General features: G+C 63.3%; 14 protein-coding genes. 9 read left to right on the top strand and 5 right to left on the bottom strand.

Annotated elements, in window-relative coordinates; genetic code table 11:
* Nucleotides 1-175 precede the first annotated feature (175 nt).
* The 3 genes from IE307_RS18760 (at nt 176) to IE307_RS18750 (ending at nt 2195) form a co-directional block, all read left to right on the top strand.
* Nucleotides 176-1123 carry a hypothetical protein gene (locus tag IE307_RS18760; RefSeq protein ID WP_191299263.1) on the top strand — a complete coding sequence of 316 codons (948 nt, stop codon included), beginning with the start codon at nt 176-178 and terminating at the stop codon, nt 1121-1123.
* Nucleotides 1124-1209: 86 nt separating this feature from the next.
* Nucleotides 1210-1425: a hypothetical protein gene (locus IE307_RS46790; RefSeq protein ID WP_229904841.1), complete on the top strand. Its 216-nt coding sequence runs from the start codon at nt 1210-1212 to the stop codon at nt 1423-1425.
* 596 nt (nt 1426-2021) lie between these two features.
* Nucleotides 2022-2195 carry a hypothetical protein gene (locus IE307_RS18750; protein WP_191299262.1) on the top strand — a complete coding sequence of 58 codons (174 nt, stop codon included), beginning with the start codon at nt 2022-2024 and terminating at the stop codon, nt 2193-2195.
* Nucleotides 2196-2265: 70 nt separating this feature from the next.
* On the opposite strand, the gene IE307_RS18745 is transcribed toward IE307_RS18750, so the two are convergent.
* The 3 genes from IE307_RS18745 to IE307_RS18735 all read right to left on the bottom strand — a co-directional run bounded on the left by IE307_RS18745 (nt 2266) and on the right by IE307_RS18735 (nt 6485).
* Nucleotides 2266-2955 carry a DUF7822 domain-containing protein gene (locus IE307_RS18745; RefSeq protein WP_191299261.1) on the bottom strand — a complete coding sequence of 230 codons (690 nt, stop codon included), beginning with the start codon at nt 2953-2955 and terminating at the stop codon, nt 2266-2268.
* Between the two features lie 949 nt (nt 2956-3904).
* Complete coding sequence (locus tag IE307_RS18740; protein WP_191299260.1) at nt 3905-5635, bottom strand: pentapeptide repeat-containing protein; 1731 nt, start codon at nt 5633-5635, stop codon at nt 3905-3907.
* A gap of 658 nt (nt 5636-6293) precedes the next feature.
* Nucleotides 6294-6485, bottom strand: a complete 192-nt coding sequence (locus IE307_RS18735; RefSeq protein WP_191299259.1) for a hypothetical protein — start codon at nt 6483-6485, stop codon at nt 6294-6296.
* Nucleotides 6486-6932: 447 nt separating this feature from the next.
* On the opposite strand from IE307_RS18735, the gene IE307_RS18730 reads away from it, so the two are divergent.
* Together IE307_RS18730 and IE307_RS18725 are read left to right on the top strand one after the other, a co-directional pair.
* The gene (locus IE307_RS18730; RefSeq protein WP_191299258.1) at nt 6933-7271 is read left to right on the top strand and encodes a hypothetical protein; all 339 of its coding nucleotides are present in this window, start codon (nt 6933-6935) and stop codon (nt 7269-7271) included.
* 666 nt (nt 7272-7937) lie between these two features.
* Nucleotides 7938-8723, top strand: coding sequence for a pentapeptide repeat-containing protein (locus IE307_RS18725; protein WP_191299257.1), 786 nt, complete (start codon nt 7938-7940; stop codon nt 8721-8723).
* Nucleotides 8724-9104: 381 nt separating this feature from the next.
* Here the strand turns inward: IE307_RS18725 and IE307_RS18720 are convergent, their stop codons facing one another.
* Complete coding sequence (locus IE307_RS18720) at nt 9105-9797, bottom strand: AbiV family abortive infection protein (RefSeq protein WP_191299256.1); 693 nt, start codon at nt 9795-9797, stop codon at nt 9105-9107.
* 191 nt (nt 9798-9988) lie between these two features.
* Here IE307_RS18720 and IE307_RS18715 point away from each other — a divergent pair, with 191 nt between their 5' ends.
* From IE307_RS18715 to IE307_RS18700, 4 genes are all read left to right on the top strand, one after another.
* Nucleotides 9989-11167: a hypothetical protein gene (locus IE307_RS18715; RefSeq protein ID WP_191299255.1), complete on the top strand. Its 1179-nt coding sequence runs from the start codon at nt 9989-9991 to the stop codon at nt 11165-11167.
* A gap of 137 nt (nt 11168-11304) precedes the next feature.
* Nucleotides 11305-11670: a hypothetical protein gene (locus tag IE307_RS18710; RefSeq protein WP_191299254.1), complete on the top strand. Its 366-nt coding sequence runs from the start codon at nt 11305-11307 to the stop codon at nt 11668-11670.
* 232 nt (nt 11671-11902) lie between these two features.
* A complete protein-coding gene (locus IE307_RS18705) occupies nt 11903-13894 on the top strand; it encodes an ATP-dependent nuclease (protein WP_191299253.1) in 1992 nt (663 codons plus the stop codon).
* On the top strand, nt 13881-15752 hold the full coding sequence (locus IE307_RS18700) for an ATP-dependent helicase (protein WP_191299252.1): 1872 nt from the start codon (nt 13881-13883) through the stop codon (nt 15750-15752). Before IE307_RS18705 ends, IE307_RS18700 begins: the two co-directional genes overlap by 14 nt.
* Nucleotides 15753-15812: 60 nt before the next feature.
* Here IE307_RS18700 and IE307_RS18695 read toward each other — a convergent pair whose 3' ends face one another.
* Complete coding sequence (locus IE307_RS18695) at nt 15813-20285, bottom strand: NACHT domain-containing protein (protein ID WP_191299251.1); 4473 nt, start codon at nt 20283-20285, stop codon at nt 15813-15815.
* Nucleotides 20286-20398: the final 113 nt, after the last annotated feature.

Below are 20398 nucleotides of genomic sequence, written 5' to 3'. Positions count from 1 at the left end.
CTGCGATATCTGTCAAACGAGGGCAGCTCCGCCTGATATCGAGATACTGCACAGTCATCGCGGATTGCCTTCCCTGCTCAAACTTGGTTCCCGGCGGTGGATGATCTGGGATTCAGGCCTAGGTACAATGTTGGATTGGTTATCTTTTCCGCTCCACTATTTGCAGTCTCCGGCGGTGGTTGAGTCAGTTATTCGTCGTCTGCTTGCTGTTCGTTGCGTGGTTGCAGGAAAGATCCAAGAGGGTGCGAACCAAGTGCTCCTCGCAGACCGGCTTCTGCGTGCTAATCCGATCGACCGATTCCATCAGGACAACTCCGATGCGGAGAGCCGTTTCGAAGATTGGCTGATCACGACGATGCAGGAGATGTTCGCGATCGGACACGAACTTGCGCATCACCTCAATTCCGTAGATCCGTCCGCCTTCAATAATGTGCGCAAACGAATTCTTTTCCTGCTTGCTCATGCGACCCTGGTCGAGGACAATGGGTCCGCTACGAGGATCGAGCATGAAAGTACGAGCTATGACGAAAGGATGCAGCGGGGACGAGACGAGTACGTTTGGTTTCGAAGAGGGGGGAGTACAGGTGAAGCGCCAGAGCCGCATAAATTCGACTTAACCACACGGGCGCGTCAACTATCCTCATCGCTAGCAGCATCAAGTGCGTTGATGGACGAAGTTGTGTGTGACTATATCTCCGCCAGTTGTGTGACTCGTTTTGCGCAAGTCAAACAAAATGGGTGGACGGGGATTATGGGTGCGGCATGCTCAAGTCTTGCTCTGAACAATCTGAGCGTGATCTTGTGGCTTGATAAATGTGTGGTAGCGGGAAGTCGGCTGGATCAGCATTCTGTCAGTATGCGCGAGCGCTGCGAATCATTGGAGATCCTTTCGATACTAGGTCTACCTTCGATGCTGCTCGAATTCAATAATAAGCTGGTGCCAGACGGTCGCGATTTTGCAGATGCGATACATCTCTCTTCCGAGCTATTTCATGCGCGCGTAGGATCAATGCTAGACGTCATTAATTTATTCCCGCCGATTGTCGGCGAAGTTTCGAAAATTGAGGCCGGTGAGGTGCTGGGTCGCGCGACATTTATCCATTTGCGACGTCGGCTAAGTTAGTGCTAGCCAGTGGGGCTCGTAAAGTCGTCGTCGCAAGTGGAAGCCTGCGTGCACAGCCTTTCGGCGGTGGCTGAGATGCTGCCCGGATGATCGTTTCGCTGCTGTATCGAGCGACGTGTGCGCTGCTGTCCGCGCCGGTAGTCCTGCTGCGCCGGGACACCGCCATCGAGGCCGAGCTGCTCGTGCTGCGGCACGAGAACGCGGTGCTGCGCCGACAGCTCAACGGTCCGATCCGCTACGAGCCCGCGGATCGGTTCTGGCTGGCGGCGTTGTCGTCGCTGCTGCCGCGCCACCGCTGGTGAAGTGTCTTTCCTGTCGTCCTTGGGACGCTGCTGGCCTGGCATCGCAGACTGGTCGCCGGGAAGTGGGGACTACACGGCTCGACGCCGGCGAACAGGGCGCCCACTTACTGTGGCCGGGCTCAAGAAGTTGACGCTGCGCTTGGCTCGGGAAAACCCGCTGTGGGGTCACCGCAGAATCCAGGGCGAGCTGGCTCGGCTGGGGCATCGGATCGCACCGTCCACGGTCTGGAAGATCCTGTACGCGGCTGGCATCGACCCGCTCCGCGCCGCACGGGCCCAATCTGGCGCGAGTTCCTCACCGCCCGGGCCGAGGGGATCATCGCTGCGGACTTCTTTCATGTGGATACGATCACCGGCAGACGGCTGTACGCATTGGCGTTCCTCGAGTATCACACCTGCACGCTCCACATCATCGGTGTCACCGCGCATCCGACCGCATAGTGGGCGATCCAGCAGGCCCGTAACCTCGCCGGCGACCTGGAACGACCGGACCGTCTTGGAGTGGTCATCCACGAGTACGCAATGCCGCCTAACCGGCGCGGATGTAGTTCGGCACGCACAGCGTTCCCGGACGGCAGGACCTGGCCCGCCAGTCGGTGCCGCCGTTCCGCGACTCCTTCACCCCGGTGCTCGAGGCCGAGTACGGGAAGGTCGAAGCGGCGTTCGCCGATGTCACCGCCGCGACCGGCGCCTACGGGCCGCTGACCGAGACAGCCCAGGACCCCGTCCAGTGCTCGTGCCCGTGCTGGTGGCGCGGGTGTGCGCGCTGATGTACTTCTGCGCGGTCACCGAGGTCCACCCCACGCCGGCCGGGCACGAGGCCGTCCTGGCCGCCGTGGGTTACTGGTTCGGCTGGTTTGCCGCGTACTCCGCCCGGTTCCACAGAGCGAAGTAGAGGACGTCGGTCCACCAGCTGAGGCCGATCGGGTTCTCGGTCCTGTCGTCACGCGTGTTGTCGAAGTCGTCGGTCAGCACGAGCCCGTGGAACGCGTCCAGCGGCGGCGCAGACCGCTCGGCCGCCGCGGCGGCGAGTACGGCCCCGGCCGCGGCCGCGTCGTCGGGAAGCGCGTCGATGGCGGCGCCGGCCGCCCGGCACAGGCCGAGGTGGCCTTCGATGAGCGCCCGCAGCTCGTCCTCGCCGCTCTCGATCATGGTGTCGAGCTCGATGGTCTCGAGCAGGACGTACCGGTCGCGGTGCTCGTGGAGGAACCGTTCCGCCTCGGCGAGCCCGGCGTGCAGGCCTTCGGCGTTGCTTACGGCGCGCACGGCGGCGGCGAACTTCGCCAGCCGTGCGAACCCGGCGTCGAACTCACCGCTGATGGCGTACAGCGTGGTCTTGCACTCCGGGGGCTCGCCGTCGAACCCGTCGGCGATCAGGGACGCGCACAGCCGGGGATCGCCGGACAGGAGCACCAGGAAGGAGAACGGGATGGCGTAGGGCCATTCCGACAACCCGGAGACCGTCTCCGGCCGATCCTCATAGGACTCCGGCCGGTTGCCGGTGCTGTACAGGTACGAACGGTTCGCCACGACCGGATCCTATGACGGGCCTGAGGCGGGGCTGGACCTGGCCGAGGCAGATGGTCCGGTTCGGTTGCGGGTAGACGCGGGCGTTCTCCGCTTCCTCTGCCCCGCAGGAGTTGGCCCTTGAGGCTGGCAGGATCCATTGATCGAGTAGTTGGTATTCCACGGTGAACCTCACCGGCTGTGATCGCCAGGGGGTGTAGGTCTTCCAGACGCCACCTGCGTCGGCCCAGATTGGGGTGACGTGCTTGCTGTGGAAGCCGAGCGCGTCCGCGATCAAGGGTACCGGTGTCTGGAGGACGAGTTGGGTAGCCCGGCCACTCGGGGGGTTTGTGGAGCCCTATCCGTACATCACACTGAACCGCCGTTCGATGACACCAGCGCGCTCGGCGGCATGAACGGATGTCAGCGGCCGGCTGGTAGCAGGGGATCCGCTTCGCGCCGGCCCTGCTTCATCGTCCGTCGATGTCGCGCCACCAGTGTTCGTCGATGGTCACCTCATTCGACTCGAGCAGGTGGTGCGTCAACTGGTCGACGTCCACGGGTAGTGGGGAACGGCCATTGCCGCGGTGACTTCAGTCGGAAGCCTGACGTTGTGGTCTTCGACGTAGTGGAGGAGCCCATCAGGCCAGACGAAGTTCACGCCATCGGTCAGCTCGGTACTCCCGTTGTCCCGGCCGCAGAAGCGACAGATTGACTTGCCGGCGAAAGCGACGAACACAGTCCCGGAGCGAAGATAGGCGACTGTTCGATCGCGCTGTGCGGCATATGTGACGGATCGACGAACGCCCGGACGTCAGGTCATCCAGGCGAGTGGGGACCGAGCCAGTATCCGATCAGTCGCAGGCTCCGAGTTGTCGTGTTCACCAGGACATCGTGACAGACACCGATCATGAGCAGCCTCGTCGCACGAGCACCCGCAGCGGCATGAGAGTGAGCTGCCGGTCAGGCCTCGTTACGTGGAATTGCGCGTGGCGGACGAGTCTGCCGCCCGCCTAGGCCGCTCGACTAGGCTGAGGCCAGATCTCGTCCAGCCTGGCGGCCATACGCACGACTCGCCGACTTCCGCCTTGGTAAGAGCGTCCGTCATCACCGCGTTATGAGTGAAGGTCGCCTCGTTGAACCACACGCTGCCGGTAAAGGTAGCCCGCCTGAACGATGCAGTGTCGATGAAGGTCGCCTCATTGAACCGCGCCTTGCCGTTGAAGGTCGCCTTGTCGAACCGCGCGTTGCCGGTGAACGTTGCTTGGTCGAACCGTGCGTCGCCTGTGAATGTCACCCCAGCGACCCCTGCGGTCCGGGCGAAGGTCACCTCCTCGAACTCTGCGTTACCAGTGAAGATCACCCCGATGAATCCGGCGTCGTGGGCGAAGGTCGCCTTGTTGAACCGCGCGTCGCGTGCGAAGGTCGCCCCACTGAACCCCACATCCCCAGCGAAGGCCGCCCTGCCGAACCCCGCATCGCCACTGAAGGTCACCTCGTCGAACCATGCGTCGACGATGAATGTCGCCCCGCCGAACGCCGCAGCGCGAGAAAAGGTCGCTCCGACGAACCACGCGGCCCCCCTGAAGGTCGCCCCGCCGAAGCCCGCGTCGCCGGTAAAGGTTGCCCCGCCGAACCATGCCTCGCCGGTGAAGGTCGTCTCGGTGAACCCTGCGGTGCGGGCGAATGTCACCCCAGCGAATCCGGCGTTGCCGTTGAAGATGGCCCCGGTGAACCCTGCGGTGCGGGCGAATGTCACCCCAGCGAACCCGGCGTTGCCGTTGAAGATGGCCCCGGCAAACCCTGCGGTGCGGGCGAATGTCACCTCGTCGAACTCTGCGTCGCCGGTGAAGGTCGCCTCGTCGAACCGTGCGGTGCGAGTAAAGGTTGCCCTGTCGAACCGCGCGTGCCTGACGAAGTGTGCGTTGGTGAAGGTGGCTTGGCGCACCGTGAGCCCGAGGGCGTCGAAGTCGACGAGAGTGGCACCAGTGAGATCCAGGTCGTAGTCCTCACCCCAGTACTGGGGTTGGTCTGTTTGCTCAGCGGTCGGGTCAGAGCTAGGGCATAGGTGGTTAGTGAGGATGCGTTGCGCGGTAAGCCGGACCTCGCGTTCCTGTTGTGACTGTTCGGAGGCGACAACCGGAGGTGGCGAGGTAAGGCTGATGCGGTGTGCGGCCGCAGTGCGAGCGGCGACGCGGCCGGCTGCGGTACTTCGTCGTGCAGCTGCAGACAGTCCCGTCGGGCGGGTGGCAGGCTGCTTAGGTGGCGAGGTGTAGGGGCTGCGCAGATAGGCACAGATCACGTTGATTACTGTCTGGCGCTGGTCAGGGTTGTCCTGGGCGACGCGTTCCAGCGCGTACAACCCGCCGTGGCGGACCGCAGCCTTGTCTGAGCCGAGCTGCTCGACCGCCTTAAGGTAGAGCTCGGTGATCCGCCGTGCTGCTGCGTCGTGTGCGGTGTCGGTGGCGGCCATGCGCTGCACGGCCAGGGACAGCTCGGCCGCGCGTTGACGACGGGCGGCCAGCAGCAACGCGGCGCCGCCGCCGGTGCCAACCAGCAGCGTGGCGGCGGTCCGGACCGCGTCCAATCGGTCCCGTGGTTCAGTTCCGGTGAAGTTCGCCAGCAACAGCACAGCCGCGGTGATACCCAAGGCCAGCAGGACGAGTGCGCCGAGCAGAATCGCCCGCGTTGTCAACGCGGGCATTGCCTCTGCCCCTGGCTCCACCAGAGGACGAGATGACGACTTCGACTGACGCGACCGCAGTACTCCGAGCACGGCAGCACCGACCAGCAGCACTACTGCGATTGGCACCGTCCACCACCGGCCCAGCCACTCCCACGCTGCAGACCACCAAGACCAGGATCGCGCCGTCCACACCGCGACACCCAGACCAACGATGGCGAAGAGCCAGGCCAGCACACCCAGGTTCGCTGGCCTCATCACCCGTGCCAGACGGGCTGCCCGTCTGGCACGGCGAGCAGCTGAGGGCGAAAGCGATTCGGTCGTCACGCACACGGCATCGCTAGCTCACCCACTGTGTTACCATCCACGCGCTCGGCGGCCGAACAGGGACACTGCGCCCGACGATGCACTGCGTGTGCTCGGCGTCCCCTAGGCTCGTGGCCGCTTCCTCCACATCGGAGAACCTGGCGACCGAGAACGACCCTTCGGGAAACGGGAAGCCGTCGAACTGGTGGCTGACCCTGAGCTCGACGGTTCGGGGCTGAGGGCTTCCGCGAGGTGCGGAGCTGCCAGGCGGCCGCCCAGGACCGCGACGTCCGTACACCACACCGGCGCCCTGAAGCGCGACGCTTCCGGCAGGGAGACGGCCGGGGCCATGGGTGCCCGCACTGCCCTTCGGTCAGCGCTGGTCAGCGTGGTGATCGCTCGGGTCCTGAGGGCTGGTGGCGGTTCTGGATCGTGGGCGGGTGACGCCCAGCAAGCCGGCCAGCACCACAGGGCCCGCGCTGAACGCCATAGCGAGCATGACGAGGAAGGTCGGGGCCTCGCGGAACTGGGTGTGTGCGATGAGGAGACCCAGCAGCGCCATCATCGCGGCGATGATCAGGATGACGTGGCAGCAGGAAACGCCACAGTCGCTCGTCGTCGGTCCGGACGCCCTCCCGCGCCGCGTACGCCACACCGCCGTGCAGCCCGATCAGCGCCACGACGGCGATGATCGCCGGCCACTCGAGAGAGCTGAGCGAGGCGCTCAGCAGCACGGTCGACGACAGTGCCGAACAGGGCACGAGCACCACGGGGAACACCACCAGGGACCACGACAGCGGGGTCTTGGGCTGGGCCAACGCAGTCACATATGAGGGAGTGGCAGCTGGACTGGCATGCATGGCGCCACATGCTAGAAGTCCAGGCTCACCCGACACGATCGAGCGACACGTCACCGCGGCGTCGCTCGGGAACCCGCCTCCTGATCGTGCTGCAGGGGCCCGCCGCTCGTCACCACTCAGGCCGCGCCCTGAGCAGGTTCTAGGGTGTCCGAGTGGAGATCGCCGACTTGAGCCCGGACCGGATACATCAGATGGCCGTCTATCTGGCGGACGCCGAAGCGGCACGCCGCACCCGCCACCACGTCACGGTCAAAGAAGAGGACCGGTGGTTCCGCCTGGAGATCGGCGGTCACCTCGCCCGCGTGTTCACCCGCCACACCGCCCAGGAACGCCCCATGCGACGTGGTACCCAGCAGGACACCGAAGGCGCCCGCGCGCGGGTGTTCGTCGACCTGTCCAGCGACCTCCCTGCGTTCTACGTGACGCCACCGGACGTCAAGGTCGGTGAGGTCGAGCAGTATCCCGATCACTGGGACCTGTTCGACAACTGAGCATCAAGCTCACCAAGAGAGTGGGTCGCGGTGTCGCGAGAGCGCGGCTGGAAGCGATGATCGTCCTGTGAACGACGAAAATCCTGCCCCGTCACCCCGGCCGCCGACACCGAGCGCGCTACCCGTCCCAACACCGTCGTCCGTGCGGGAGCCGTTGCGGCCGATCCCTAACAGCACGATCGCGCTGATCTCCGCCGGGATCCTCGTACTCACCGTGGGAGCGGTGCTCGTGCTGTGGTGGCCTGGCACCGCCGGCCTGTCCGGCCAGGCTCTGGTGACCGCCCGATTCGACGCCCTGCGCACCGGGCTGAACATCGGCATCGGCAGCGGCGGGATCTTCGCCCTCTACTTGGCCTGGCGCCGCCAGCACGCCACGGAGGTCGGCCTGATCCAGAAAGAACGCGACCAGGCCGACGTCGCCCGCGCCTACGAACTGCAACGCGAGATCGCCGAACACACCCGCCTAGTCGCCGAAAACACCCGACTGCACGCCGATCGTGTCGCCACGGCCACGGAGAAAGACGCCGCCGACCGCCGAGTCACCGAGCTCACCACCAAAGCCTCCGAACAGCTCGGCTCGGACAAGGCGCCGGTCCGCCTGGCCGGGCTTTACGCACTGGAACGCCTGGCACAGCACAACGAAGATCAGCGCTCCATGGTGATCAGGTGTTGTGCGCCTACCTGCGGATGCCCTTCGAGATCCCTCTCACGTCCGGCGAAGTGGTCCAACTCGGCCCCGACACCGACAGCTACAAGCGCGCGTATGACCGGAACCGCGTGCTTGTGGAGGAACGCGAAGTGCGGCTTACCGCACAACGGATCCTCACCAGCCATCTGCCCGCCGCGGCCGGCAGCAACACGGTGTCCTGGGGTGAGTACGGCTTGGACCTCAGCGGGGCCGTTCTCTTCGATCTGGATCTGTCCGGACGCTGTCTCCATGACGCCGTCTTCCATTCCACGCGCTTCGTCGGGGTGACGCGCTTCGACGACGCGATCTTCGCGGGCGTCGCCAAGTTCGGGCGAGCGCGTTTCGATGGGCTCGCGTTCTTGAAGCGCACGACGTTCCGCTTCGATGTCAGTTTCTACAACGCGCGTTTCATCTCCGGGGCGCGGCTGGCCGGGGCCACGTTCGAAGCGGCGGTGAACTTCACGGAAGCGGTTTTCGGCAACAATCCCGGTCTCAACGCGGCGATCTACAAAGGACACCAGCCCGTGCTCCACGGCGTGACGATCACCGAGCACGGCGAGAACGGCGAGTTCTACATGCCGGTAGAGCCGAGCTTCCCCGCAGGCTGGGAGGTCGTCGATGAGAAGCAGGAAGACGACGGCCGACGACTCCTGCAGACGCTGGGTAGGCATCGGAAACCGGCCAAGAAGGATTCCGGTCCGACGAGCGAAAGCGACACACCCCGCGCCGAGGAAGACCCGCCTGCTTCATCAGCGCCAGCGTGACGCATCCCTATGGTGCGGTCCGGTCCGGTCCGGTCCGGTCCGAGGTCGAGCCCGAGCGCCGGGCAGCAAGCCGGTGCGGTTGGGTCCAGTGCACGCGTTCTGTAGTGATGCCGATGAGGCCGTCGCAGACGGAGGTGGACCACCACTCGAAGACCAGGCCGCGCACACGAGGTGTTGGCAGTGCGGCGGCCGCGTCTGTACGGCCAGCAGTGCGCCGCGCATGTCGAGCCAGTCGAGCGCGGCGACGATGTTCGGATCGGAGGCGAGCTGCTGTCCGACTCGGTTGTCGCTTTGACTGAAACTGGCTCGGACGCGATTGATGTTTCACCTGGCGATTGAGCGGATCATCGACCGCTGCGGCGCGTCTGACGCCGTCGTTGCTCACTGCACTAGGCGGTCCGGTTGCTCCTGGTGGGCGGAATCAGTTCCTGAGGTGGGCAACTCACCCAGTAGGAATCCGCGTGCGAGCCGCAGCGCTTCCTCTGGGACGAGTTCGACCGCTTTGACCGCCAGGTCGACAGCCGCTTGGAACGGTGCGGCGTGGCCCGTAAGTACCTCGGTGATCTTCTCCTCGAACGTGTCGCTCGCCCAGGCCGGCAGCAGAACAACAAGCAACGCACGCGCGCCCTCAAGGACGCTGAGACACTCTGCCTCGGTCACATCGTCGGGACGCTGGATGCTTCCATCCTCGGCCAGATCGACGTAGAGCCCACTCATCTTCCGTTGGTGTCCTTCTGGTGCTTCGCGCATGGCCTGGTCGATCGCGCTGAAGGTTGCAGGCGAAACGTCGGCAGCCAGTACTGCCAGGAGTGCTCGCGCGTTCCCGAGTTTGGTGGCGTGATGTCGGAAGCTCGACCAGAACTCCTTTGCTTCCAAAGCCTCCGTGGTCGCGGCGCCACCGGTCAAGATCATCTTGCCGATCTCTTCCAGAGCCAGGACGCCGAGGGCGTGGGCCCGCGGCCACCGCCGATCGGCGAGCAGCAGCTCTGCATCGGAGACGAGACTGGCCGCATTGAGCAATGCTTCGCGCGCCAGGCAGTAGGCGGTCACTCGTGATGGCAGGCTCAACTGCATCGCATGATGATGCCTGACAAGCTGCTGCTAGGCGACTGAGTTGTGTCTTGGGTCTTCTCGGTAGTGGGTGTGATCGTATTGGCTGCGTACTTGCCTTGTGGCAAGTGTTCGTATGGGATCGTCCGTCGCCGGGAGCGGCGCGCCTGGAATTGATTTGGAGCGTGTGGACGCGGGCGGCAACATGTGTTGACGTGAACCAGGCCATGAGGCTCCCCGCTGAGTCGTTGAGGAAGGCGCAGCTGTCCTTGCGGGCACTGAAGCGCGCGGTGCTGGAGTACTGGTTTGCGACAGTGGAGGACCCGGATTCAGCGCTTCTCGCCGCGACCAGAGCGTGCTGGGAGGTCAACGTCCTCGACGAGGCTGTATTCGAGGCTGTTCACGGGGAGGCTTATCGCAGGCGGCGGGAAGGTCAGTTCGAGGGTCGTACGGTGATGGGACTCGAACTGATCCGCAACTGCGAGACGCACGCACCCATTGCCTTCGAAAGTCTCCTTGTGGTGGACCAGGCGGTCGGTGTCCCTCTTTCAGGTGAACGGGTCAGTGCGATCATGCGGCCCATTTACGCCTGGGCCTTCTTTGGTGATCTTCCTGCCGACTACATCAAGATCACTGGTGACACTACAGCAAAGCGTGTACGTGCGAGAAAGGAAGCGGTGCACGGCTACAGGGCTGGGGTTTCAGGACGCCACGTGATCGAGACGCTGCTTGACGCGATTGCGTTCTTCGAAGGCCTTGATGATCGCTTGCTGGTCGGCGCCGCGCCAGGCGGCACAGCAAGGTTCTTGAGGGTGGCGGACGGGCAGATCTTCCGGACTTTTGGGCTGGAGCGGTTCGCACTTGAACTGCCTGACCTGGCCTGTCGTCCCCAGGAGCGACGCCGCCCAGAGCAACCGGCGGCTGATCGCTACCTTCAGGCGGCCAGGAAGGATGTTGCGAAGAAATCGAAGAAGTTGGTGCCGGCGGCCGAAGCGCGGCAGGTCTTTCACAAGATCATGAATGGGAGCAAGGAAGTCGGGTACAGCGGCTACACCCTCGCTCGCTCGGGATACCGGGCACCTTGGGTCGAGCGAACTGCGCAAATTCACCGTGACATCGAGAACGGTTATCGCTACTACATTATCCCATCGTCGCTCGACAAGATCGACGAAACGATGATCGAATTCGAAACGGCCGGCCAGTTGTCCGATGAGCTGCTGACCGTTGAGCTGCGTGCGAAAGGTCGCGGAGTCGTGGCCGATGTTGGTTGTGGCAAGGACCTGCTAAACGAGCTGAAGGAGTCTTCTGTCGCCGGGTTGAACCACGAGTGGCTTGAGGTACTTGAAAAGTACCCGGACCTGTACTTGAACATGCGTCGGGACGGCGAGAGGTAGAACGCCCCACTTGGCAGCCGTTCTCACAAAGACGCGCAAGCGCGGTTCGGCGGTATGGGCGAGCCGAAGCTGTGCGTGCAGAGAACTACGTCCGTGCAGGTCAGCGGGCATCGGTATGTTGTCGATCATCATCGGGCATGATCGCGGCCGTGCTGGTCCGCTTCGCCTACCTCGCCGTCTCCCGCGCCTTCGCCGCGCTGTGGCTCCTGCGCATGACCGAGCGTGAGAAGGACGTCAAGATTCTCGCGCTACGCCACCAACTCGCGGTCCTGCTCCGGCAACTCGGCGATCAACGCCCACCGTTGCGGTCAGAGGACGGGGCGTTGCTCGCCGCCTTGCTCGTGCCCTTGGCCCGCGCGACGATGCGCCAGATTTACCGCCGTATCCAGGATGAACTGCTCATGCTCAGCCACCGGACGGCCGCGTCGACAACAGCCGAGCGAACAGTCGGTTTGGGTGATTACCTTCTGTCGTATGGTCTCGCTGGTCACAGCGGCTCCTAGGTCTGTTGTCGCTGCGCTCCGTCAGCCGAGCGATGCGTCTGGTCTGACTCCATGCTGATCGTCGGCGTGCCGGTCGCCGCAGAGCAGAATTGTCGCAAAGCGATCACAAATCGCGACCATGGTGTAGCGATCGACGGGCCCGATACGACGTTCCCTCCGCGACGAGTTGCCGCGTGCACCGTGTCTGGTGTCCGAAGACCGAAGCGGAACCTTGCAGTGGGAGAGGGGTCGAATGGTTTTGCACATTTCCCGGGTCGAGGTGCGCAACTTCCGCAACTTCCGACACCTGGTGATCGCCGACTTTCCCGCTCACGCGGTGATCGTTGGCGAGAACGGGGTCGGCAAGTCGAACCTGCTGGAGGCGATCCGGCTAGTGCTCGACCCATCGATGCCAGATTCGCGCCGCATGCTGCGGGAGGACGACATCTGGGAGGGCGATCCGCAAGGCCTAGCCGGCGGGGCTGAAGTGACCGTAACGGTCGACTTGCAGGGGTACGACTCCGACACCGATGCAAAGAGCGTCCTGTCAGCCGCGACCGTGGACTTCGCCCCATACACCGCACGGCTGACCTACCGCTTCGCTCCCCGCACGGAGGTCGAGACCAGTGACAATGGCCTTCAGGTCACCAAACGACCGATGACCACGCAAGACTACGACTTCGTTGCCTTCGCAGGCACGAGCGAAACCAACGATGTGCGTGCTATCCGGCGTGAGGTGGCCGTGCGTGTGTTGCCAGCCCTGCGGGATGCAGAAGGCGATCTGCATAACTGGCGCCGGAGCCCCTTGCGTGACCTTCTCGAACGTTTGCCTCTGGACCCGGCTAATCTGGAGGCCACAGCCTCAGCGATTGCTGCTGCCGTCGACCAGCTCACTAAGGACGGCAATGTCACGAAGCTCCAAGAGCACCTGACGCGGCGGCTGAGCGCCATGCTTGGCCCTCGCCTGGCAGTCCAGCCGACCCTCGGGTTCGCTTCCTCCAAGCCGGACGAACTTATTCGCGCCGTGAGGCTGTTCTTTGACACCGCTCGTCGCAGGGGTATCTCAGACACAAGCCTGGGAAGCGCCAACGTCATTTATCTCGGTCTGCTGTTGGAAGCCCTGAGCCAGCAGCGGTTGGACGAGCAGTTCGTCGCAACGCTCGTAGCCATCGAGGAACCCGAAGCCCACCTTCATGTGAGCCTTCAGCGTCACCTTTTCGGCTACCTCCTGCGTGCCGGGCAGTCCCTCGTGCTTACCACCCACAGTCCTCACATCGCCGCTGTGACCCCGGTCCGGTCGTTCATCGTGTTGCGGGCTACTGAGAACGGCACCGCAGGTGTGAGCACGGCTGCTTTGCCTGTCAGCGACGACGAGGCAGCGGATCTCGAGCGGTACATCGACGTAAGCCGCGCCGAGGTCCTCTTCGCCTCCGCTGTCATCCTGGTGGAGGGGCTGGCTGAGCTGTACATTCTGCCTGCTCTGGCAGCCGCTGCTGGGTTCGACCTCAACGCCTATGGGGTCGTTGTCGCCAGCGCGCACGGAACCGACTTCAAGCCCTACCGCGCTCTTCTCGGTCCAAAGGGACTCGACACCCCGCACGTAATCGTCACTGATGGCGACGCCGTCCCGGACAAGCTCAATCGGAAGGAGGCCGGTCTCAAACGAGGTGCGAACCTCCACCCTGACTCGGCTCGCAGCACCACTCTCCTGGCCCAGATCGGAACGCTTCCTGAGCCTGGTACGTCTGGATACCAGGCTGGCCGTGCTGCCGTTGCCACTGAGCTGGAGGACGTTGGTGTCTACGTCGGTGCCCAGACCTTGGAGACCGATCTGTGCGCGTTGTTCGGCGCGGAGATCATCGCAGCGTTCAAGGAGCTGAGCACGAACGTCACCGCGATCGCAGATGTCACTCTTGGCGTTGCAAACGAGCGGGCCGCGACCGTGGATCGCGAAGTTCGGAAAAAGATGCTCAAACGAATCTCTGCCTTAGGCAAAGGCCGTTTCGCGCAGAGACTTGCCTCACACCTCTCGCGGGCAGATCTGCCGGCGGTTGTTCGTGCGGCAGCCGAGGTCACCAGCAACACCAGTTCCGTAGACGCCCAGTCCTTGCGTCGTCTTGGCACTGCCGCCTACCTCTTCCTTGCCTTGGACAAGATCTCCCAGGTCGCCCGCGAGTCAGCTCTGATCGGAGAGCAACCGGACACACCCGATAACGAGAACCAGGTCAGTGATGCAGGTCAGTGACTCCCTGCTAAGGGAACTCGAACGCCTGCATCCCAAGCAGCGCAAGGCAGTTGTCCATCCTGGCAACGTCGTCCTGCGGGCAGGACCTGGCAGCGGCAAGACACATACGGTCGTAACCCGAATCGCCTACCTGCTTCAGACGCAGATCTCAGCGTTCCGCGGCGTCGCCTGCATCACCTACACAAACGCCGCAGCCGACGAGATCCGCCGCCGTGTCCTCCGAAGTGGCGTACGTGCTGAAGGAAGGATCAGTTGCGCTACCGTCCACGCCTTTTGCCTCAACGAAATTCTCCGCGCGTTTGCTCCACTCACACGGCAACGCGCACCACAGGCGGGACAAGTCCTCAGCGCCACGGCCACCCAGACGCTTCTGCAAAGTTGCTTCGACCAGGCGGGCATCGCTGATCTCGTTGCCCAGTACCGCACTGCCGAAAATACCCGGATTCGCCGAGCCATCGCCTGCAACGAAGCCCTGGACACCTATGACCCACGAGAAGTGGCGGCTGCTCGCCTATACGAGGAAAGGCTCATCGGTCGCGGTGAAGTTGATTTCGAGATCATGGTGGCGCGAGCCTTGAACATCGTGCGCGAGCATGAACCTGTTCGGGACCTCCTTCACGCACGCTTCCCCCACCTCATCGTGGACGAGTATCAAGACCTCGGCGGTGTTCTGCACGAACTCGTCGTCGCTCTCCGCGACCTCGCAGGTATCACTGTCTTCGCGGTTGGTGACACCGATCAATCGGTCTTTGCGTTCAGCGGCGCCGATCCCAGGTACCTGACAGCACTGGCTGAGCGAGACGACTTCTGCGACCTGGACCTCGAAGTCAACTACCGCAGTGGGCAGGACATAATCACCGTCGCCGAAGCGGCTCTTGGAACCTCCCGAGGACGTCGGGCGCGAGACGATGCACCCCCTGGGGATGTCACCCTGAAGAGGGTTGAGGGAGGGCTCGACGAACATGCGCGCCTAGCGTGCGATCTCGTCCAGCAAGCGCAGAGCAAGCAGGTCAACCTTGAACGGATCGCCGTCCTTTACCCCCGGCGCGGCGTGCTCCTCGATGCACTCCTTGCTGAACTAACCAGGCGTCAGGTGAGCTTCCTGCACGAACGGGATGATGTGCTGTCGGCTGGCAGCCTGTCCCGTTTTGTACAACGCTGTGCCAGCCGCGCCGTCACCAACTTCCAGGTCCACGCCGCTCCCGACAGCGAGCGTGTTGGCATGCTGCGCCGAGCCGAAGCGCAGTCGCTTGCCTCGCTGGCTCGCTCTCTCGCCACGCTGCGGACCGACGCTCAGCTCGGACCGCCGACATCGCGACTTTTCTTGCTGCGGGCTCTGCAAACCTGCCTTGACCCGGAGCTGCCGTATCCCGCGGACGCACGCGCTGACACCTGGTTGCAGCAGCTGCGCGCGAATCTTGACCTCGATGCCGTGGCCGAGTCACACCCCGACCAGGACAACATCGGGAGCCTCGACGACCTGGCCGATCTGTGTCAGCTAAGGAACCTCAAGCTGCAGGACCTCGCACAAGGAGAACAGGTGTTGGGCAAGGTCCTTGTCACTACGTATCACTCGGCCAAGGGCCGCGAGTTCAACACGGTGATCCTGCCTGGGTTGCTTGAGGAAATCATCCCGTATGACGTCAATGACCGGGGGAGGTGGCGTCGGCCTACGGAGACGGAACGTGCAGAGCAACGACGCACGTTCTACGTGGCGCTGACCCGCGCAGAGTCGACTCTGCACCTGATCGTCGGCCCTGGCTACTACACGAGGAACGGCTATTGGAGGTCTTCAGGACCGTCAGACTTCGTCGTAGAGATGGCTGAACGCCTCTCTCCCACTACGAACCAGGCCTGATCACACGGGTCTGCGTGGATTCGGCTCTGATTGGCTAGCAATGCAGCGGCTTCGCGATGCTTACCAACTGCGTTCGAGGCTGTCGACTGCCTCTTGGGTGCCAAAGGCGTTCAGCAGCAGCAGGCGGTCGAGGTAGTCGAGAATCTCCCTGCGCGCTTGAGTTCCATGTGTTTGGGCGTACGCGCGCACTAGAAGGTTTGTGACTTGTCGCGAGTCGCCGGCTGCCGCTGTCGCGAAGTTACCGAGCTCGTGGTCGTGGAGATCGAGGAACCGCTTGGCGCAGTGCATGATGAGCGTGTCCACCCTGTCTGGGGCGTCTTCGAGTGTGATGAGTAGTTGGGCCTCGGCGGCCGCGAACGAGGGGGAGTCGATCAACCTGCCGAGCAGGTCGCGGTACTGCCGTAGCGCCTCGCCGCGCAGGTCTACTACGGCGTGTGCGGCAGCACGGCGCACCTCGGGGTTCTCGTCCTTGAACAATGTGCTCAGCGCTGAAGAGACGAGACTCAGGTTGTGGTTGCGAGGCAGGAACGCCGCTGCGACCTCCGCGACGCCAGTGCGGACACTTGGTGTCGGAGAGGCGAGGTGCTTGCGCAACAGTGCATCGTCACCGAGATGCAAAGCCAGCCGTGCAGCAAGCCGACCGCCTGTCTGGCGGACCTCGTCGTATGCAGAGCTGGTCGTGCGTTCCACAATGGAGCGGGTGAGGGCCGCTTCACCTCCGTGCATGATGTAGAGGACCAGGCGCTCGACGTTGTAGACCGCCAAGAGTCGATCGTCGGCATCAATGAGTGTGTTGAATGCGGCGATGGCCTGCGGACGTGCGTGGCGCAACGACGCGCCGACGAGGTGGGCCACACAGGAGCGAACTGCGATGGACGGATCGGCGGCGAGCGCCTGCAGTTGTGGTGCGATGATTGCGGTTCGCCGCCCGTCGGCGTCGTGGATCAGGAGGTCGCCGAGTACTTCGGCCGCTTGACCGCGAGCAACGTTGATGCCGTTGTTGTGGATTTTCTCGGCAGCACCCCGAGAGTTCTGTCCGTCAGCGGATATCGGCCAACGATCTTCGTCTGGTTCGTTGCTGTCGATCGCTAGATCCAGGACCAACTCGATGATGTCGTCAGCGATGTCTGAGTCGACATGTCTTCTTAGCGGCCACGCCAGCCAGCGTTCGGCATCGGGCTGGCCGAGTTGTCTGATGTGGCGAATCGCGTCGCACACCACGGCTGTGTCGACCTGCTCTGCGGTGTTCCCCAGGCCGATCAGCAGGTGGTCTGCGTAGGCCGGGTGCAGGTCGGCGGTGAGCTTGACCGCGAGTTTCGCGTAGCGCAGCGGATCACGAGCTGTCTGAGCCTGGAGTACTGACGCCAGTTCGTGTACTCCGCCGATATGTGTGTCGTAGTCAGCGTGATCGACGTTGTACTTTTTCATCGCTCGCAACCAGTGGTCGTCCCCCATGCGTGCCGCGGCCGACTCGGAGATCGGCGAGACGATTGCGGCCACGTTCACACGGTGAGGACTTTCGGGCTGCTCGGTGGTGAACCTCCGTCGTAGCTCGCCGAGACGTTTGCGGCCGATTTCCGAGAGGCGATGTTCGTCAAGTCCACTTAGGAGGGTGAAGGCGTATCGGCCCGCCTCTGGGGAGCGGGGATCCTCCCAAGGAAGTCGCAGATCCCGTACCCGCGCCTCGACCGCGTCGAAGGTGTCTGGACTCATGTGCGGGCTGACTGCGCTGAGCAACTGTCGCGTGCCCCACATCGAGTTTGAGCCGTAGCCGCATTTGAGGCGGTGCTCGCCTTGGAGCAGGATTTCCCCAGTCCACTCTGCGAAGTGTTGGGGAGATGCACCAAGACCGTGATAGAGCAGTAGCTGTGCGGCACTGTGGACATCCTGCGCGAGCGCCTCGAGAACCGGAGTCAGTGCGTGTACATCCTGTGCTGCGGCTGCCTTGACGGCTCGGATCGATGCCTCGATGAGAGCGTCGTCGAGTTCATGAGGTTCGCTTCCCGGATGCCAGCCTGCGAAGTGGAGGTCGCTGTACGGACGACGGGATTGCGGGTAGCTCGTCAGAGACATGATCCGCAACAAGTGCGGGATGATGTCGGTGCAGAACTTCAGAGGCGCCGCAACCGCTGTACTGGCACAGAACGTAAGCAGTAGGTAGGGCCGTGTGTTGAGCACGGCAACAGCCCCGTCACCCTGGAGACTATCGGTATGCGACATGAGCCAGGCTTCGAGCAGTTCGACCGCCCACCCCGGCTGATGTTCGGGCAGAGAGCGGGCAACGTGCCACAGGTCGAAGTCGTTCACCTCGTAGAGTCCGGTCTGCATGAGCTTGACTACCGCATCGAACAGACGCCGCGAGCGCGACAGATTGGCTGAACTAAGCACCCAGACGACCTCAGCACGAACGTCCTTCTCGTCCAGGTACGGATGCAGTATCTCGGCCACCCGGTCGGGATCCTCGCCTGCTCCTCCAGCCAGGCAGCTGTACGCGTGAACTCTGATCTTGGGATCGTTGCTAGCCAGCCAGGTCTGCAGAGCACCAGCGGTATCCGCTGCGCGGAACCAGCCCGGAGCGTGCAGAACCGCGTACAGCTGTTTGAGAAACGGCGGGTTCTGGTCAATGAGGTGCTCGATCAGAAGTGCCTCGTCGATCGTAGGACGGTCGATGGTCCGGAACAGGCTGAGGACGACGTCCTTGATGTGAAACCGCACCTCTGGGCTACTGAGCACGGCATCGGCCTCGGCGACGAAGCGCTCCGGCTCGTCGTACCTCAGGTGGAGCAGGATCTGCCGTACCTGGGTGCGGCGGAACAGTTCCTGGTGACCCGAGCTGAGGAACGTGACCAGGTCAACACCACGTTCCATCCAGCGGCGGGCGAACGCGTAGTCGAAAAAGGACTCGTGGAAGAACGCCAGCTGCTGGCGGCTGCGAACGAGCACGTGTTCGGAGACCAGGAGCAGCGCGTCCGGCAGTAGGTTCCCGGAATCCAGCGTGTGAGCAGGTGCGGAAAGACGCTGCCGGTCGCTCATGCTGTCAGTGAGGACATCGATCACCTCGACGAACCTGACAGGCCCGCTCGCGCGTGCCCGGCAGTCTGCGAGCTTGCGGTCCCAGTATGCGTCGAACAGATCCTTCGTCGTTCGAAAGGACAGGCCTTCGATCGATGGACCGATCTCCATGAAGAGCTTCAGGTTCAGCGGCGTCCGCAGGAGCTGCTTTTGCTGGTGACCAAGCGACTCAAGGTCTATGTTCGCTGCCTCCAGGACCTGCTGCATGTCGGCCTCGGCCAGTTCAGCGATCTCGACTCGACTGGTCTGCCGTTCACTGGCCAGCTGCCGGATGCGATCATCGTTGTCAAGGTCGAATACGCGACAAGCGAAAATCAGCCGCATCTCGGGGAACGCGTGAGCTTCCCGTACGAGCGCAGCCACTACGTCCATCGCTCCAGGTGCTCGGCCTGAAGCCTTGCTGATGGCGTCGAGCTGATCGATGACGAGAACGCATTTCCGCCCGGCAGCGGCTGTCGCAAGCGTTGCCACTGGTGAACTGCTCAGGGCGAAGCGCTCGCCGAGTTGGCCCGTCGACGCGAACGGCTCTAAACGGTCGAGACGAGCGGCCGCGACAACATGATCATTTTGACGCAGATGACTGATCGCTTGCTGGAGCACCGCCGACTTGCCGCTGCCGGCAACACCCGCTGCAAAGACAATCCGGCAGTCACGCGCCTCAACGGCTGCTGCGATCGTGGCTGCGGCGGCTCTGGGAATGCCCGGCTCGAACAGCTCAGCCTCTACTCCCGCCGTCCAGGTGGCGAGCATCGCGTCAATCTCGCTGCGCGCTGCACTTTGCCTGTTCTCCTTGGACCGACGGATGCCGTGCTCAGCAAGCTTCTCGTCCAGAGTCGCGATGTCGAGCATCTCGCCGATGCTGGTAGCAGCGATCTCGCCCAGTACCAGGGTCATCGGGTGAGGGGGTAGGCCTTGGAGGTACACCTCGGCGAGGGTGACGCAGTGGCTTTTGATGAGCCTTTCGTCAGTCCAGGAGACCTCGATCCGCTGCAGAGCCTGCCATGCTGCGTCTTCGGATCCGAAGTCAGAGTCTGAGGCAAGGCTTGCGAAGGCATCCGTCAGATTCTTGTTGGAGGTCAGGTCGGCGACGAAGGAGACGACGTCGGTTGATCTCACTGCGCGTCCGGCAAGTTCGTCGAGAGTTCGAGCCGGGACCAATGAGACGAAACAGAAGTGTCGACCTTGGCCTGTGTGCTGGGCCGCGTACTTGAGAACGCGTTTCGCCCGTAGTGTCCCAAGCGTCCACTCGTTCGCATCGCCGATCTGACGTTTGAGCTGGTGCAAGCACACCTTGTTGCTGGAGCGGAGAACGAACTCGGCCCCGTCTCCCAGGTCGCCCAGCGCTTCGATCGTGATCGACTCTGCCCGGCCGGCGATAACCTCCAGCATTTGCCAGATGATCCACAAGCCCTCGTAGTAGTTGCCGAGCTTGTCCGACTCTCCACCGGAACGCGGACTCACGGTAACCTCCAGACCCTCCGCGGCCGGTGTCGCCAGCGGTCAGAGATCGCACGATAGCAACGTCGATTGCCGAATCCTGCGATCGACGTCCTGGACGTCTGGGGGGATCGTGT

It is taken from the genome of Lentzea cavernae (genome assembly GCF_014653695.1).
GTDB lineage: Bacteria > Actinomycetota > Actinomycetes > Mycobacteriales > Pseudonocardiaceae > Lentzea > Lentzea cavernae.
The sequence above is the reverse complement of the archived record's forward strand: the minus strand, read 5'-3'. Positions and strand labels throughout refer to the sequence as shown.